The following is a 13,134-nucleotide window of genomic DNA, read 5'->3' on the forward strand; positions in this document are numbered from 1 at the left end:
GGAGCTTCAGCCAGTCCCAGTCTTCTTCCTGGCCTTTGACTTCGGAGGGTTTGCGCCCTGCTTACCCTCCCCGGTGCCGAACGCGCTGGCCAGACTAGCGAGAATCGCATTGCTAAAGACAGCAGGCCCAAACTCCTCCATCAGCTCACCGATCTGGATGAGATGATAATCGGAGTGATGCTTTCGCAACCCCGCCCAGGTGAGGACGCGGATCGTATCGAGGGCGGGACCGTCCTGGTCATCCTCCATGTCGTCGAGAATGGCGCGCGACTTCTTGCCGAGCATGGGTTCCGCCACACAGAGGGCGTTGATCCCAAGCTTCAGGGTCAGCGTGATCGCCGCATCACCTTGCCCCAGGACCAGCGGCACTTCACCGCGCAACGGGTTCATCAGCTATTCGCCGCGTGGACGGCGGCGCCGCTTGCCTGGAAGGTCAGTGTGGCTTCCTGCTTGCCGGTGATCGGCATCGCACCGGGTGCATAGCCGGTCAGAATCGCGGTGCCGCTGATCTTGCGCTTGGTCGCGCCGGCATTGTGGACGGAACGATAGGGCTTCGGCGATTTGTAATTCAGCATCGCCAGCAGCTTCAGGTCGACGTCGGAGCCGGACAGATAGTTGATCTGCACCGTCAGCGTGCCGGGCTCCAGCAGCGCCTCGCCCTCATAGGTGTGGGCATCGACCGTCTTGTGGTGCGAATTCTGGTAGGTGGGGCGCGTCGGATTGCTGGGCGTCACCGACAGCACTTCGGGAATTTCGAACTCCGCGTCAACGATATCGGTGAACCAGAATTCCGCGCCGAAATTGCCATTCGACATGGGGCCTTACTCCTTGTGGTGGATGGAAAAGCGCTGGGTGCGCCCGTAAACCGATGGCGCGCCGCGCACCCCGACGACCGGGATGTCACGCTCGAACTCGATGAAACCATGGGTGAATGTGATGCCGGCGACGTCGCCTGCACTTTCGAGCAGCCGGCCGAGCCGGTCGGCGATCGCCTTGGCTGTGGCATAATCCTGCGCCAGGCTGTCCGCCTGGATCTGCGCGATGCGCAGCGGGTCGCGTCCGCCATGGGTGTAATCAACGCCAGGATCGATCATCGTGAAGACGATCGCCGGCAGTGGTGCGCCTTCCGGCCGATCGCCCCAATGGGCCGTGCGCGTGCCTTGCCAGTGGCCCAGCATCGCGCCGATCGGCGAGCCGACGACGCGCGCGAGCAAAGCCTCTTCGAAGCTCATGACCGGCGTACCGAGCGCGTGAGCGCGCCATCCAGTTCTTCAGCCAGCGCGATCGCACATTCGCCCAGGACATCGCCTGCCGTGACATTCCAGGCGACGGAGACATGCGGCTGCGGTGGCACCCAGCTAAGGCTGTCACCTCGGCGGTGGATGAAGCCGAACTCGAGCCAGGTGCCGACGGGGTCGTTGGTACCTGCATAGACCTCGGCGTAATTCTTCCCGGCCCTGCGTTTCAGCTTCGCCTGGCGTTCGTTGAGTTTCGTGCTGATGATGAAGCTGTCACGATAGGCGAACGCCGGGCGATCGGGCGATTCCGAGGGCTCGTCGGTAGGAGCAATATCCTTCACCACGACGAGGAACGGCTGCAATGCACGCTTTCCGGCGCGTTCCAGAGCGTTCTTTCCCATCTGTTCAGGCAAGGCGCCCAGCGTATCGAGCAAGGCATCGAGGCCCTGCATGTCATATTCGCCGCCGCTCACGCCGCCACCCGGATCGCCGTGAAGGCAAAGCCCTCGTTGAAGCCCAGCTCCGCCACCGCCTGGATTTCCCAGCATGGCCATTTACGCGGGTCGCGGTCGCTCAGCGGATAGCGAATGCGATCGCGAACGCTGGCGGCCGATGTCTTTTCGGAAGCCGCAACGTAGAAAGTTGCGGTCTGGCTGCCGCCCTGCTGCGCCGCCTCGCGCTGTTCGCCTCCGCTACCGAACACGATACCGGCCCAAGCGCGCGCGACTTCCCGCCAATCTTGATCGACGGTTTTATGGCCAAAGCCGTCGACGCCGGCACCGAGCTGCTCGATCAAGATCCGCTTGTTGCGCTTGCGCGCCTGAAGGACCGCGGGCCGGGTCACAGCCAGATCCTGTCGTTGATCGTCGCAGTGAACAGATCGACCGGCGACCCGTCGAACTGCTGACGGATTGCATCGAGCAGGGCGCGCTTCAAATGTGCCGGCAGGATGGGATATCCCACTACCAGGCGGATAGTGATGACCGCGGTGACGGAGCGAACAGCCGGCCACGTCGCGCCGGCGCGCAGACGGATGCCGCGGTCCAGGTGCGCGCCGAACAGTTCGAATATGGTTTCGTCGAGATCGAAGCTGTCGCCGTCCTGGTTCTGGTACCGGATGGAGGTGACCGACTGCACCGGCCCGATCGCCAGGTGAGCCAGATCCGAGAATCGATCGGCCAGGATATCCACCGTCTGCGGTGCCAGACGGGTGGATGTCATCCGTTCGATATCACTGATGGCGCTGGCGATATAGCCCTCGATCTCTGTATCGAGGCTGCCCTCTTCCAGCCTGAGATAGGCGCACGCCTCCGGCAGCGTCACCAACTTCGCCGTTGGCGCGATGATGACGGTAGGGGCGCTAAGCATGGATCAGGCCTCTGCCGGCGGATCGCAGTCGACGGCGAAACCGGCGTCGACCAGGCGCTGCGCCTCGGACGGACCGCCATCGGCCGCCGGTGTGTCGCTGAAAGGATGCTTTTGGCCAGGGCTCACGCTGAAGCGAGGGCCAGCTAAGCTGGTTTCCATCTTCAGCCAGCGCTTGGCGGGGATTTCGCTGATGATCGGCGCGGGTGGCGCTATCGCATCCGATCGCGCTGCCTCCTGTTGGTCGTTTGGCGTTACCGCGGCAACGGGCGACACAGCCGGTGGCGTCGGCGCGACAACAGGAAGGCGCTGAAACGCATTTGGCCTCTTAGCCATATAAGGAGTTCCTTATGTAGGAAAGCGGGGCGACGATGCGCCGCCCCGCCAATTCTATGCGCGCTGCGCGATCAGGCCTGAACCAGCGCCTTGATCGCCCCGGACTGGCCGATCTCGCCGTCCAGACGAATGAGCCCCGCAATGCCCAGGTCCGGCCAGAAGCGCTCGCGCACTACGCCGATCAGGGGTGCACCCACGCGACGGACGTAGTAACGGGAGAAGTCGCCGAAGACGGCCGAGCGGTTGCCGGTCGCGATCGCCGGCACGTCATCGTTGATGGAGAAGGGCTTGCCGAGCAGCGTGTCGGGTGCGCCGACACGGATGTCGCCCATCTGGAACAGGTAGTTCCCCTGCCCATCCTTCAGCTTGCGAATGGCCTGCAGCGTGCTGTCGGCGAACATCCAGCGGCACTTGGGCGAGCGGCGATAGGCCGCATTGACCGAATGCTGCAGGTCGATCAGTTCGTCAGCCGCGATCGCCGTCGCCGACGCAGCGGTTTTGCCGAGCCCGGCGGCCGGGACGATTCCCTGAGGCTGCGACGATCCGGTGCCAACGGTCAGCCAGGCATTGCCCTTGCGGCCCAAGCGCTCGCCCAACAGCGCGCCGAGCAGCGTCTCGATCGCGAAATAGCTGTCCTGGTTCAGCTCGAACGACCATTTGATCCATTCGGTGTCAGCGATATAGGCGTCCAGCGACTTCTGGCCAAAGGTCACATCTTCCGACCCGTCGTCGGTCAGCTGCGTGCCCTCGGTATGGGTGCCGGCGCTCTTCGCGGTGTCATCGACGGTCGGGATCTTGATCGGGTTGCCGCTGGTGGTGGACACGACGGTGCAGATGTCCTCGTCATACATCGGCCCCCAGTCTTTCATCGCCTTGTCGATGAAGCCGGCAAGTTCGGTCGGCACGGTATAGCCGCCGGCGGTGGTAGTGCCCGCCGTTTGCATCCGCTCCTCCTTGTCGATCTTGACCAGGCCGGATTTGAGAAGCGCGCGCTCTTCCTTGTCGAGTTCGCTCAGATCGCCGCCGGCAGCCAACATTTTGTGGAAGACGCCACGATATTCGAGAGCTTCGCCCTCGTCCTGTCCGCGTGCCTCGGTGTCCGGGCCGATGGGGCGCTTGCCCGCGCGCCGCTGTTCCGCGTCTTTTTCGATGCGGGACATGCGCTCTTCGCGGGCCAGATCCTTTTCGATCTGGTCATATTCCGTCATGATGGTGTCGTGACGCTGCTCGAGCTCGGCAGCGCGGGAATCATCGGTATTGCTGCCGATCTCATCGAGCGCGGCGCGGCCGTCGGCGACCAGCTTCTCGCGCTTCTCCTGAAGCGCCTTCAAACGTGCGGACATGAATGTCTCCTGGGCATGAAAAAGCCCGCGAGACGCGGGCGTTGAGGGCGGTCATCCGCCACCTCCGGCATTCGCCGGGTTGATCAGATGCGGCGCTCGGCGTGGGCCTGGCGCGCCTTGCGGGCGGCGATGCGGCTGCGCGCGCACACCTTGTTGTGTCCGCGTCGTTCATTCCGAATGGCATCGAGCGATCGGACGCCGACCTCGGTGTCATCATATGCCGGCATTGCGGTATAGGTGATTTCGTATAGCTCGGCTTCGATGATGGTCCGGCGAGGTGGTTCCACCGTATCGTCCCATTCCTGCCGTGTGGCGATGAAGCCGAACGACATGCCGGCAATATCGCCGCGATCGATCTGAATGGCCAGATCGCGGCCGTCAGTCGTATCGGGGAGCGGGTTTTCGAAGGCCAGTCCCTTGGCATCTTCACGCAGCACCAACGTCCCCGCACGCATGCGGCCCACGACGCGCCCGCTGTCATGGCTATGGATAGCAAGCACATCCCGCTCCTGCAGCGATTTGGTGAACGCCCCAGGCTTGATGGTCTCGACCCACATATCGTAGATCTTCGCCTCGCTGTTGAACAAGACGGCGTAGCCGCTCGCGGTGCGTTGGTCGCCACTGTCCTGCGCGGCCCGAAGCTCAAGGCCTTCGGTAAGCGCCCGCCTTTCGCGGCCGTCAGTCGTCGGCGCTTTTGCCGCCATCGGCAGGATCCTTTCCGTCATCATCAAGGGTGGGGCCACCATTGTGACCAATCTTGCTCGGCGCGGTGCCCAGCGGGACAGTTGCACCCTGAATATAGAGCTTGCCGCCATGGCCGCTGGGATCTGGCGGACGATCCTCCAGGGCCCGCGCCTCGTCTGGCATCAGCTGGCCGGTGTTGATCGCGCGGGCCAGACCCTCGATCCGGCTCTTGAAATCACCGCGCTGGAGCCCGTCGAGATTATGCTTCACCTTCAGACTGCGCCGGCGCTGGCCGAACAGCTTGAGATTGAGCTCGTCTTCGAAAGCCTTGGCCCATTGGCCTATCAGATGTTTTACCAGCTGCAGATCCTGCTGCTCGGTATTGGCGAAGGTGCCGCGGGATAAATCCTGCAGAAATACCGGGGGTAGACCCCATATCCGCGCGATCTCCTGGATCTGGAACAGTCGGGCCTCGGTCATCTGGCCCTTGTCCGGATCAATGCCGATCGCCTTGAGCGTATGGCCAGGAGGCATGCCGAAAAATGGCGTCCCGGCTTTCTTCGCCATCTCAATCGCGCGATTGATATCCGCCTGCGCACGTTTGAACGCGTCAGCTCCCTGCGGCAACGGCCCTTCCAGCGCCAGCGGCGGGACACCGCCGCCGGCGAAGAACGTGGCAGCGAAGTCGTTCATCGCAATGGCAAGCGCGATCGCTTTCCGGCCGAGATTGACCGGGCCATAGGCATCGATCTGGTTCACCTTCAACATGAAGGGTACGTCGATTATGTCCGTGGCAGGATATTCCCGCCCCTCAAAGCGATAGATCTTGCGGCCCCGAACGCGAGCAACCGTGGTCAACGACGGATCCATCGGCCAGATCGCGACCGGTTTGGTGCCGATCCGTTCAATCCAGCACGGACCGCGGCCGCCGGTGAATATCTGCTGCCACATGTAACGGCGCCATTCGAAGCTGCTCCATTCCGCATTGGGAGCCTCGTTGAGGAGCATGGCGAGATCTCCGTCTCGCTTCTCGGTGCCCGCATAAGTATGGAGCGGCAGCGCGGCCATGGTGCGCGACATGAAAGTCACCGCGCCAAGCACCGCCGGCACACACAGGGCGGCGTCGATCGTAACCGGCGGCAGATGGCCGCGCTGGTCGAGCAGACCAAAGAATGCGAAAATCTCTTCCGCCCCAGCGCTGAGCGGCACGGTCGGATTTTCCAATGCGTTGACCGACCGCTCTTCGCGACCAACCAACCTGGACCAGAAGCCCATCAGGCGTTGCTCATCGAATAGTTGGGATCATCCCAGGGAGAGGCAGGCACTTCTTCTTTCTCCTCGCCCATGTGGACACCGATTGTGCTCATCAGCGCGACCGGATTGTCGATCTTCAAATGCGCCTGCCCCTCGGGTTTGTTGGGGTAGACATTGTCTTTCTTGTCGGGCGTGCCGACCACGTTGGAGATCTCCCACTCCATCACCGGGTCGCCGCCATGGATGATCAGTCGGGCGCGCATCGCGGCATCCAGCTGCTTCATCGGTTCGCTGAAATTGAGAACGGTCGGTCGATATTCGATGACCGGCACGCCCTTCTTGGCCAGACGCGTCGATAGCTGCGTCGCCTGAAACGGATCGTAGGGCACGAATTCGACTTGGAAGAGATCCACAGCCTCCTCGATCGCGGCCTCGATCTCGTCATAATCGACGATGTTGCCGGTGGTGACGTCCAGCAAGTCCTGCGCGTCCCATCCCTGATAGGCCGGCACTTCCGCCACCGTGTCGCTGGGCAGGAAGTACCGGCCGATCCGGATATACGGATCGTCTTTCGTCGCCACCTCGCCGATCGGCAGGAACAGATATTCCAGTGCGGCGATGTCGACCTTCGACGCGAGATCCAGACCGAGGATGACGCGTCGGCCGCGCAGCCATTCCAGCGCCAGTGCGTCGCGAGGATTCGCCGGGATCTCCGGATCTTTGCATTTGCGCCAGGCTTCGACATCGAAATAGGCAGCTTTGGCCGAAACCCACAGGTTTAGGTGCTTCGTCTTGAAGACGCCGGCCTTGCGGGGGGTCGCGATCGCGTCGCGCTGACGGGCGCGGAGGAAGTCCATCGACACCGAGACATCGGCGTTGGGATTGGCCTTCCTGAGCGCAACCTCCGATTTCCAGTCGTCGCCCTCGTCGATCGAATATTCAACGAACAGAGTTTCGTCATCCAGCGGCGGCCCGCCGTTATGGCCGATGCCGGCGAGCTTCTTCCTCTCCTCCTGGATCAGCGCATAACAGGGGCCGGCAAGGTTATCGCCCGCGGTGGTGATGAGCAGCTGCAGCGGTTGATCGCGCGCGCCCATGCCGGTGACCATGGTGTCGACCTGGCCGTCGTCGGCATGCTCATGATATTCGTCATGGATCGAGCAGCTGGGCGACTGGCCGTCGCCCGGATCCCCGATGATGGTCTCGAACTTCGATCCGTCCTGGATCCGGCTGATCGCCTTGGCTGTGATCTCGATGCCGAAGCGGCGCTTCAGCGCCGGCGTCCGGTCGACCATCAGGCGGGCGGGTTTGAAAACCTCCCACGCCTGTTTCTCGTTGGTCGCTCCGGAATAGACCTCGGCGCCGAACTCATTGTCGGCGCAAAACATGTACAGGCCGATGCCGGCGGAGATCGCCGACTTGCCGTTTTTGCGCGGTACGACCAGGAACAGCCGGCGAAACCGGCGCAGGCCCTTCCGCGGCCCGGCTTTATGCAACCACCCAAAAGTGGTGCAGATGATCCAGATCTGCCACGGCTGCAGGACCAGCCGCTCTTTCGACCGCGCCCATTTGCCCTTGCTATGAGGCAGTTTCTCGATGAAGCGGCACGGCCTGGCCGCGGCGTCCTCATCGAAAACATAGGGAAACTTTGCCGCCCGCGAGCGGCTGAGCTTCAGTTCATCCAGGAACCGCCGGCACTGGAGCCGGATTTGAAGACCTGCCGGAACCTTGCCGCTGCAAACGTCGCTCGCATATTTGCGCGCGATCGCTGCATAATCCCGGCCTTCCACATCAACCTATGCCGTTAGCCGGCGTCGGACGGTGGCAGGGGCAACTCTACAAATTCGATGGTGCGCGACTGGCAGACATGCACAGTACGCTTGCTGTTCGGAGGAACGATCTCTTCCGTCACGCCATGATGCTTATGGGTTCCGCATTCGCTTTCGAAGTCGTCGCGCATGATGATCTTGGTCGGCCAGCTATGCGTTTCGAGCGTGATTGTCGTGGTCATGCCATCTTCTCCTCAGAAATCGTCGAAATCGCCGGCTTCCTGCTTATGGCCGCTGGCGATTTTCAAGGCGGCAGACGGATTGAGCATCAGATCCCCCAACAGCGATTGCGCATGACGTAACGCTGCGTCGAGCATGGCGACCGCGGGGTGCGCCCGCTTCATAATCTTAAGGGCCGATACCGAGCCGTCTTTCGTAGTAAGGACGCTCTGGGTGGTGAAGGTGCAGCCCTCCACCTCGATGACGGCCTGGTACATCGCGATCTGCTCGAGGCGTAGCGCGAGCAGGCCGACATGCTCCGCGTAATGCGGGCTCGATCGCTTCTGCTCCTCCAGGATGCCGGCGATCGTGGCGAAGTGTCCGCGCGCAATTTCGGAAAGATGCAGCGGCGCGATCATCGGACCGACTGGCACATCCTCGTTGACCTTCGCGTCCCGATCGTCCCGGTAGGTACCCTGCACGTCCTTTAGCGCCGGGTCTTTCCGTTTACGTCCAGCGCCCGACCGGGGTCCGCCTCTCGCCATCCCCGGCCCTCACTTTTTACCCTTTGAATTTGACCGCGTAAGAAAATGATCACAGGCGCGGTCCCAGGGGGGCGAGGGTCGAGGTTTTGACCCTCCCCCTCCCCTCAATCCGGCCCGTTTTGCATCCCGCGGCGTCCGATTTCGCTTGAAAAGCGGTCGAAATGCCTTGCCGATCAACACGATTCGCGGTCGCGACTTGCTCGCAATCGCGATGTGTCAGTCGGCGGACTGTCGGTTCCGCCAACGCGATCGCGCGGCCTCTTTCGCGGTCTTCGCCTTGCTGTGCCGATCGCACAGGCCCTGGTAGTTTTCGCGCTCGTTCGCGCCGCCTTCCGCACGGTTGCGGATGTGGTCGGCTATCGTCGTGCGGCCAGGCGGCGCGATGCCGATGCGCAGGCACTCGCGGCACCACGGCTCCTCGATGAGCACGCGCTTGCGCATCTCATCATGGGTCGCGTCGTAGCCGCGCTGCTGCCTGCTCTTGCCCTTGCTAGTTGCCCACGGGTCCGGTGGCCGCCAGCCTGGCGGCCTGAACCGTGGGGCCTGACTGGGCATCAGGCTGCGACGGTCCGACCGAACAGGATGATGGAATAGGTGACAGCGGTTCCGCTGCCGCTGTTGGCAACCAGAAGGATATCGCCGGTGGCCGGCGTCACGGTCCAGCCCTTTTTGTTGGTGGCCAGATAGACATCGTCGGGACCGAGCGCATGCTTGGGCGTGGTGCCGCTGAGCGGCCCGTTAAAGGCGTTGCTCGCCGCACCGAACAGAACCACGTCATTGGTGTTGCCCGCATCGGCGACAACGACAATCGCCGTGATTTCTGCCGCAGTGACCGTGCCGCCCAGCAGCCCGGCCAGCGCGCCGGCCAGGTCAAGATTCTCGGTCGATGATGCCGCGATCGTGCGGGTGTCGGCCCATAGCACGTCGGCCTTGCCGAGCGCATCGGTGCCGGCGGCGATCCGCACCACCTTTTCGAGGGTCACGGGCGCGATGGGATTGCCGAGGTCGGCCGAGCCGATCAGCTTGGCGGCGACCTGAAGGGAAAGGGTGGCGACGACACCGGCCATGATGGATCCTTTACAGATGACGGCGGCGGCGCTGCGCCCGCCAGAAAATCGGGTGAGCGATCAGGCGATCAGCTTGGCCACATTGGCGCGGACGCGCGCGGCGCGCTCTGCCTCATCCGTGGCCGCGACTGCAGCCGCAGCGAGGTCGCTCGCTTCGGAGCGCAGCTGGCGGGCCTGATCGTGCAGGCGGTCGGCCTTCGCGTTCTGGCTGGCTTCCGCCGCAGCGAGCCGATCGGCGACCTTGGACAGGACGGAAACGATGACATCCACCGACTTGGTCGGAAGAAGAAGGGCGATGATACCCGCGACGATGCTGGAAATATTCATGGCGATGGTCCTCGTGATGGGCCGGCACACCGCCGGGCCTATGCTTCCTTCACCGTCTGCGCTTCGATCTCGACGAGCAGCTGCTCGCCTGTATCATCGATGGCGCCGACAGCCAGCTGCGCCAGGACATGGCCCGGCACGTGAATCGAATATTCGTCCAGCGCCTCCAGCCAGGCGCGCGCCGACAGCCCGCCAACGGCGACGATCAACCGATGATTGGCGATGACGAAGATGCTGCAGGACAGGTCGCGGCTGTCGATCGACACGACATCCATGGTGCAGCCGGCGATCTCGGCCGACTGCTCCAGCCTCCGGATCAATCTCGTGCCGGCGACAATCTGGTCGCTCACGGCTCCACGGCCCGATCCTGGCCGACACGCTCCAGGTAGAAGCTCTCGCCCTGCTTGATCGAAAAGCCGAGGATATGGAGTGGCGTGATCTCTTCCAATGGGCGATCGAGCAAATCGGGTTTACCGGCGGACAACAGGAAGAGCTGGTCGCGCTCGGCTTCCAGCGCCTTCAGGATGGCCACCTTGTCGGGCGAATGCTTGGTCCGTACATAATCGCTGAGCTCGGCCGCGCGCAGCGTCACCGCCATGTCGTCATCCTTGCCATGGGCAAAGGCGACACTGGCCTTGTCCAGCCGATAGCCAAGATAGCAACCGCCAAGCTCGATCGACTTGCGCTTGCCACCCGTCAACGCGTCATAATGCGCGGCGAAGAATGGCTTCAGCTGCTTCTCGATGTCCTTGAGTTCGGCGGTGATCGGGACAAGCTCGGTGTCCGCCACCTGGTTCGCTAACGCGATCACTTCGTCCCGCGTCTGGATGATCAGCGCCGCCTGCGCGCTGCGCTCGACGAAACGGGCGCACAGCGCTGTCGCCTGCTCAGGGGTTTGCGGCGCTCGCTGTGCGGGGGATCGAACGCGGCTCATCGTGGCCGGCTCCGCAGCGTGCGATCGACCATGTCCTGCGCGCGACGGGCTGAATCGCTCAGCGCCAGGTCAGCCAGCAAAGTGCGCATCAGCCGCTTGGACAGGCGCATCTCGCCATCGCCCTGCGCCATCTGCTGCAGCTGGGCGACGTCGGCCTGGGTCATGCCGGCATCGCCCCTGTCTGATCGACCGAGCGCAATTCGATCACGCGCGGCCAGCGATAGCCGATTGGCGCATTCTCGGGCTCCGGGCCAAGGATCAGCCCGCCGCGCGCGACGCGCACCGGACGTTCCTTGCCCTCCGCATCCTTGACGATGCGGTATGGCGTCCGCGCATAGCCGCGCGCTTTCAGGCCGCGAATCTCGATCCGGCGGAGCAGGCTGCTCATAAAGGTCTCCTGATTGACGCCCGGTCAGAACCAGGCGCTGGACTTTGCGCCCTGCGTTTCGATGGCGAGCGCCGGCGCCGATGGCGTGCGGCCGCCGCGGAAGGGGGCGACGATGGAGGCGGCGATGGCCTGGGCCCGCTCTTCAAGGTCGGCATGACGACGGTCATGGCGACGATCGGGGGACAGGCGGGCATCGCGGATCAGCAGGTCCAGCTCGTGGCTGGCACCTTCCAGCTGGTCGGCTATCGAAGGCCGGGTAGGCATCTTGGCCATGGCGAGCCTCCATCGACGCAAAAGCCCGCCGGTGTGGGGACCGACGGGCTCAGGACGCAGTTCTTGCGGGGTCGGATTTGGCACTTCCGTGGCCATTTGGGCAGGCTCGTTTTTGTAACGGCATCATTTTTCTTCAGGGCGATCGTCTTTCTGATCAGCCAGGATCGCCATTAAATGAAACAGGCCTGACCAATAGGGTCGAAACTGCAGGTTGATCCGTATCTCCTGCCCTTTCGGTACCGTCATGGCGGACGATGTCCCGACCTTGATGCCATCTACCTCAATGGCAAACGCCGGCGTCTTCACAGGATGCCGGCATGGGCTGCGGCTAGATCCGCTGGTGTCACTTCCCGCCGCACGTCGCTGTGGATCCGCATCCAAAGATGCAACGCGTCGACCAGCAGCTTGCGCGCCCGCCGCGCATGCATGCCATGGTTGGCCGCGGCGCGCGCCAGGCCGACATCATGCACCACGATATCGAGGACCGCCGCCGCCTGCCCGCCCAACTGGGTTCGCCAGCGCGAATAAGCCATCTCGTTCCACACCGCGCCTAAAGCCTCGTAAAACGCATCGCCATGTCGGCTGCTGTCCACCCGAGTTTCCATGCTGCAGGTACGCACCATTGCGTCGGCCATGATCTGTGTCGCGATCGCCGCGATCTCCTGCGACCAGGCCAGTTCGTCGTCGGTCAGATAGCCGGATGTATGCAACCTGGCGACTGCGCCCGGTCGGCGCCGGCGGTGCGCTTCGTGCGTCTCGACCGTGCCGTTGTTCTTGTGGCTCCACCGCTTGACTGTGTCGTCGCGATCCTTGCGCAACTGGCGCTGCACCCGCGTCGTGCGTTGCGCGGCCGCGCGCGCGATCGCCGCGCCCGCCTCGATCGCCACCGGCGACCGAGCCCAGCTACCCTTGGCCCCGCTCCCCGCCCCGTCTGCCCCCGCCGCGTCCGTCCCCGTCACCTGCATGCCGCTCATCTCCTGATTGAGCGGCACCATGCGCGCGCGCGATGCCGAACGGCAGGCTCGTATTTGTAACGGTCAGCCGGCCGGCCTCGTCCAGGTCGAGCAAGGGCGCGCCCGGATGGATCAACTCAAGCCGCGTCGGGTTGACCGCCCAGCCCTGCGCCTCGAGCAGCTGCAGCGCTTCCTCATGGCTCTCGGCCGGTCGGACGCCCCGCGTTTTGCCCGGTTCGCGAATAACGCGCCCCTCTTTGGCCAGCTTGCGGATGGCGTCCTGCACGCGCGATCGGTTGGTATTGCAGGCCGCAGCGATCTCGCTGAGCGACGGTCCCACGCCATGCGCACGCCAGTATAGCCTGATGAAGGCCAGCACCTGGTTCTTCCTGCTCGCCATCGCTGGCGAGAGGCGGGGTAACTCGTCCACGATGCCCTC

Annotated in this window: 24 protein-coding genes; all 24 read right to left on the reverse strand. The window is 63.5% G+C overall.

The features are described from left to right. Nucleotides 1-6: 6 nt before the first annotated feature. The 24 genes from SBA_RS12035 to SBA_RS12150 all read right to left on the reverse strand — a co-directional run bounded on the left by SBA_RS12035 (nt 7) and on the right by SBA_RS12150 (nt 13,125). Nucleotides 7-390: a hypothetical protein gene (locus SBA_RS12035; RefSeq protein WP_261934599.1), complete on the reverse strand. Its 384-nt coding sequence runs from the start codon at nt 388-390 to the stop codon at nt 7-9. Then, complete coding sequence (locus tag SBA_RS12040; protein ID WP_261934600.1) at nt 390-815, reverse strand: phage tail protein; 426 nt, start codon at nt 813-815, stop codon at nt 390-392. The genes SBA_RS12035 and SBA_RS12040 overlap by 1 nt, the downstream gene beginning before the upstream one ends. 6 nt (nt 816-821) lie before the next feature. Next, complete coding sequence (locus SBA_RS12045; protein WP_261934601.1) at nt 822-1,232, reverse strand: hypothetical protein; 411 nt, start codon at nt 1,230-1,232, stop codon at nt 822-824. After that, nucleotides 1,229-1,711 carry a hypothetical protein gene (locus SBA_RS12050; protein ID WP_261934602.1) on the reverse strand — a complete coding sequence of 161 codons (483 nt, stop codon included), beginning with the start codon at nt 1,709-1,711 and terminating at the stop codon, nt 1,229-1,231. The genes SBA_RS12045 and SBA_RS12050 overlap by 4 nt, the downstream gene beginning before the upstream one ends. Then, nucleotides 1,708-2,082, reverse strand: coding sequence for a head-tail adaptor protein (locus SBA_RS12055; RefSeq protein WP_261934603.1), 375 nt, complete (start codon nt 2,080-2,082; stop codon nt 1,708-1,710). Before SBA_RS12055 ends, SBA_RS12050 begins: the two co-directional genes overlap by 4 nt. Continuing rightward, a complete protein-coding gene (locus SBA_RS12060; RefSeq protein ID WP_261934604.1) occupies nt 2,079-2,606 on the reverse strand; it encodes a head-tail connector protein in 528 nt (175 codons plus the stop codon). Before SBA_RS12060 ends, SBA_RS12055 begins: the two co-directional genes overlap by 4 nt. Nucleotides 2,607-2,609: 3 nt before the next feature. Further along, nucleotides 2,610-2,939, reverse strand: a complete 330-nt coding sequence (locus tag SBA_RS12065; RefSeq protein WP_261934605.1) for a hypothetical protein — start codon at nt 2,937-2,939, stop codon at nt 2,610-2,612. Nucleotides 2,940-3,010: 71 nt separating this feature from the next. After that, nucleotides 3,011-4,282: a phage major capsid protein gene (locus SBA_RS12070; RefSeq protein ID WP_261934606.1), complete on the reverse strand. Its 1,272-nt coding sequence runs from the start codon at nt 4,280-4,282 to the stop codon at nt 3,011-3,013. Between the two features lie 83 nt (nt 4,283-4,365). Continuing rightward, a complete protein-coding gene (locus SBA_RS12075; protein ID WP_261934607.1) occupies nt 4,366-4,986 on the reverse strand; it encodes an HK97 family phage prohead protease in 621 nt (206 codons plus the stop codon). Further along, on the reverse strand, nt 4,961-6,241 hold the full coding sequence (locus SBA_RS12080) for a phage portal protein (protein WP_261934608.1): 1,281 nt from the start codon (nt 6,239-6,241) through the stop codon (nt 4,961-4,963). Before SBA_RS12080 ends, SBA_RS12075 begins: the two co-directional genes overlap by 26 nt. After that, complete coding sequence (locus SBA_RS12085) at nt 6,241-8,010, reverse strand: terminase large subunit (RefSeq protein WP_261934609.1); 1,770 nt, start codon at nt 8,008-8,010, stop codon at nt 6,241-6,243. Before SBA_RS12085 ends, SBA_RS12080 begins: the two co-directional genes overlap by 1 nt. Before the next feature lie 14 nt (nt 8,011-8,024). Further along, the gene (locus SBA_RS12090; protein WP_261934610.1) at nt 8,025-8,231 is read right to left on the reverse strand and encodes a hypothetical protein; all 207 of its coding nucleotides are present in this window, start codon (nt 8,229-8,231) and stop codon (nt 8,025-8,027) included. 12 nt (nt 8,232-8,243) lie between these two features. Then, entirely contained in the window at nt 8,244-8,690 is a 447-nt protein-coding gene (locus SBA_RS12095) for a P27 family phage terminase small subunit (protein ID WP_261934611.1), read from the reverse strand. A 279-nt stretch (nt 8,691-8,969) separates the two neighbouring features. Continuing rightward, on the reverse strand, nt 8,970-9,194 hold the full coding sequence (locus tag SBA_RS12100) for a hypothetical protein (RefSeq protein ID WP_261934612.1): 225 nt from the start codon (nt 9,192-9,194) through the stop codon (nt 8,970-8,972). Between the two features lie 113 nt (nt 9,195-9,307). After that, the gene (locus tag SBA_RS12105) at nt 9,308-9,820 is read right to left on the reverse strand and encodes a hypothetical protein (protein WP_261934613.1); all 513 of its coding nucleotides are present in this window, start codon (nt 9,818-9,820) and stop codon (nt 9,308-9,310) included. A 60-nt stretch (nt 9,821-9,880) separates the two neighbouring features. Then, nucleotides 9,881-10,147 carry a hypothetical protein gene (locus SBA_RS12110; protein ID WP_261934614.1) on the reverse strand — a complete coding sequence of 89 codons (267 nt, stop codon included), beginning with the start codon at nt 10,145-10,147 and terminating at the stop codon, nt 9,881-9,883. 38 nt (nt 10,148-10,185) lie between these two features. Further along, the gene (locus SBA_RS12115; RefSeq protein ID WP_261934615.1) at nt 10,186-10,497 is read right to left on the reverse strand and encodes a hypothetical protein; all 312 of its coding nucleotides are present in this window, start codon (nt 10,495-10,497) and stop codon (nt 10,186-10,188) included. After that, nucleotides 10,494-11,081: a host-nuclease inhibitor Gam family protein gene (locus tag SBA_RS12120; RefSeq protein WP_261934616.1), complete on the reverse strand. Its 588-nt coding sequence runs from the start codon at nt 11,079-11,081 to the stop codon at nt 10,494-10,496. The genes SBA_RS12115 and SBA_RS12120 overlap by 4 nt, the downstream gene beginning before the upstream one ends. Continuing rightward, nucleotides 11,078-11,245 (reverse strand): hypothetical protein, encoded by a 168-nt coding sequence (locus tag SBA_RS12125; protein ID WP_261934617.1) that lies wholly within the window; start codon nt 11,243-11,245, stop codon nt 11,078-11,080. The genes SBA_RS12120 and SBA_RS12125 overlap by 4 nt, the downstream gene beginning before the upstream one ends. Further along, nucleotides 11,242-11,469: a hypothetical protein gene (locus SBA_RS12130; RefSeq protein ID WP_261934618.1), complete on the reverse strand. Its 228-nt coding sequence runs from the start codon at nt 11,467-11,469 to the stop codon at nt 11,242-11,244. Before SBA_RS12130 ends, SBA_RS12125 begins: the two co-directional genes overlap by 4 nt. Nucleotides 11,470-11,493: 24 nt before the next feature. After that, nucleotides 11,494-11,742 carry a hypothetical protein gene (locus tag SBA_RS12135; protein ID WP_261934619.1) on the reverse strand — a complete coding sequence of 83 codons (249 nt, stop codon included), beginning with the start codon at nt 11,740-11,742 and terminating at the stop codon, nt 11,494-11,496. Between the two features lie 123 nt (nt 11,743-11,865). Then, nucleotides 11,866-12,048, reverse strand: a complete 183-nt coding sequence (locus SBA_RS12140; RefSeq protein WP_261934620.1) for a hypothetical protein — start codon at nt 12,046-12,048, stop codon at nt 11,866-11,868. Continuing rightward, nucleotides 12,045-12,707: a hypothetical protein gene (locus SBA_RS12145; RefSeq protein WP_261934621.1), complete on the reverse strand. Its 663-nt coding sequence runs from the start codon at nt 12,705-12,707 to the stop codon at nt 12,045-12,047. The genes SBA_RS12140 and SBA_RS12145 overlap by 4 nt, the downstream gene beginning before the upstream one ends. Then, nucleotides 12,646-13,125: a LexA family protein gene (locus SBA_RS12150; RefSeq protein ID WP_261934622.1), complete on the reverse strand. Its 480-nt coding sequence runs from the start codon at nt 13,123-13,125 to the stop codon at nt 12,646-12,648. Before SBA_RS12150 ends, SBA_RS12145 begins: the two co-directional genes overlap by 62 nt. Between the last annotated feature and the right edge of the window lie 9 nt (nt 13,126-13,134).

It is taken from the genome of Sphingomonas bisphenolicum, from assembly GCF_024349785.1.
Taxonomy (GTDB): domain Bacteria; phylum Pseudomonadota; class Alphaproteobacteria; order Sphingomonadales; family Sphingomonadaceae; genus Sphingobium; species Sphingobium bisphenolicum.

Coding starts and splice junctions, on each gene's coding strand:
- SBA_RS12145 (WP_261934621.1), bottom strand. CDS start 12,707: ATGCAGGTGACGGGGACGGACGCGGCGGGGGCAGACGGGGCGGGGAGC.
- SBA_RS12065 (WP_261934605.1), bottom strand. CDS start 2,939: ATGGCTAAGAGGCCAAATGCGTTTCAGCGCCTTCCTGTTGTCGCGCCG.
- SBA_RS12090 (WP_261934610.1), bottom strand. CDS start 8,231: ATGACCACGACAATCACGCTCGAAACGCATAGCTGGCCGACCAAGATC.
- SBA_RS12110 (WP_261934614.1), bottom strand. CDS start 10,147: ATGAATATTTCCAGCATCGTCGCGGGTATCATCGCCCTTCTTCTTCCG.
- SBA_RS12035 (WP_261934599.1), bottom strand. CDS start 390: ATGAACCCGTTGCGCGGTGAAGTGCCGCTGGTCCTGGGGCAAGGTGAT.
- SBA_RS12135 (WP_261934619.1), bottom strand. CDS start 11,742: ATGGCCAAGATGCCTACCCGGCCTTCGATAGCCGACCAGCTGGAAGGT.
- SBA_RS12100 (WP_261934612.1), bottom strand. CDS start 9,194: ATGCGCAAGCGCGTGCTCATCGAGGAGCCGTGGTGCCGCGAGTGCCTG.
- SBA_RS12045 (WP_261934601.1), bottom strand. CDS start 1,232: ATGAGCTTCGAAGAGGCTTTGCTCGCGCGCGTCGTCGGCTCGCCGATC.
- SBA_RS12040 (WP_261934600.1), bottom strand. CDS start 815: ATGTCGAATGGCAATTTCGGCGCGGAATTCTGGTTCACCGATATCGTT.
- SBA_RS12075 (WP_261934607.1), bottom strand. CDS start 4,986: ATGGCGGCAAAAGCGCCGACGACTGACGGCCGCGAAAGGCGGGCGCTT.
- SBA_RS12125 (WP_261934617.1), bottom strand. CDS start 11,245: ATGACCCAGGCCGACGTCGCCCAGCTGCAGCAGATGGCGCAGGGCGAT.
- SBA_RS12130 (WP_261934618.1), bottom strand. CDS start 11,469: ATGAGCAGCCTGCTCCGCCGGATCGAGATTCGCGGCCTGAAAGCGCGC.
- SBA_RS12105 (WP_261934613.1), bottom strand. CDS start 9,820: ATGGCCGGTGTCGTCGCCACCCTTTCCCTTCAGGTCGCCGCCAAGCTG.
- SBA_RS12070 (WP_261934606.1), bottom strand. CDS start 4,282: ATGTCCGCACGTTTGAAGGCGCTTCAGGAGAAGCGCGAGAAGCTGGTC.
- SBA_RS12120 (WP_261934616.1), bottom strand. CDS start 11,081: ATGAGCCGCGTTCGATCCCCCGCACAGCGAGCGCCGCAAACCCCTGAG.
- SBA_RS12080 (WP_261934608.1), bottom strand. CDS start 6,241: ATGGGCTTCTGGTCCAGGTTGGTTGGTCGCGAAGAGCGGTCGGTCAAC.
- SBA_RS12060 (WP_261934604.1), bottom strand. CDS start 2,606: ATGCTTAGCGCCCCTACCGTCATCATCGCGCCAACGGCGAAGTTGGTG.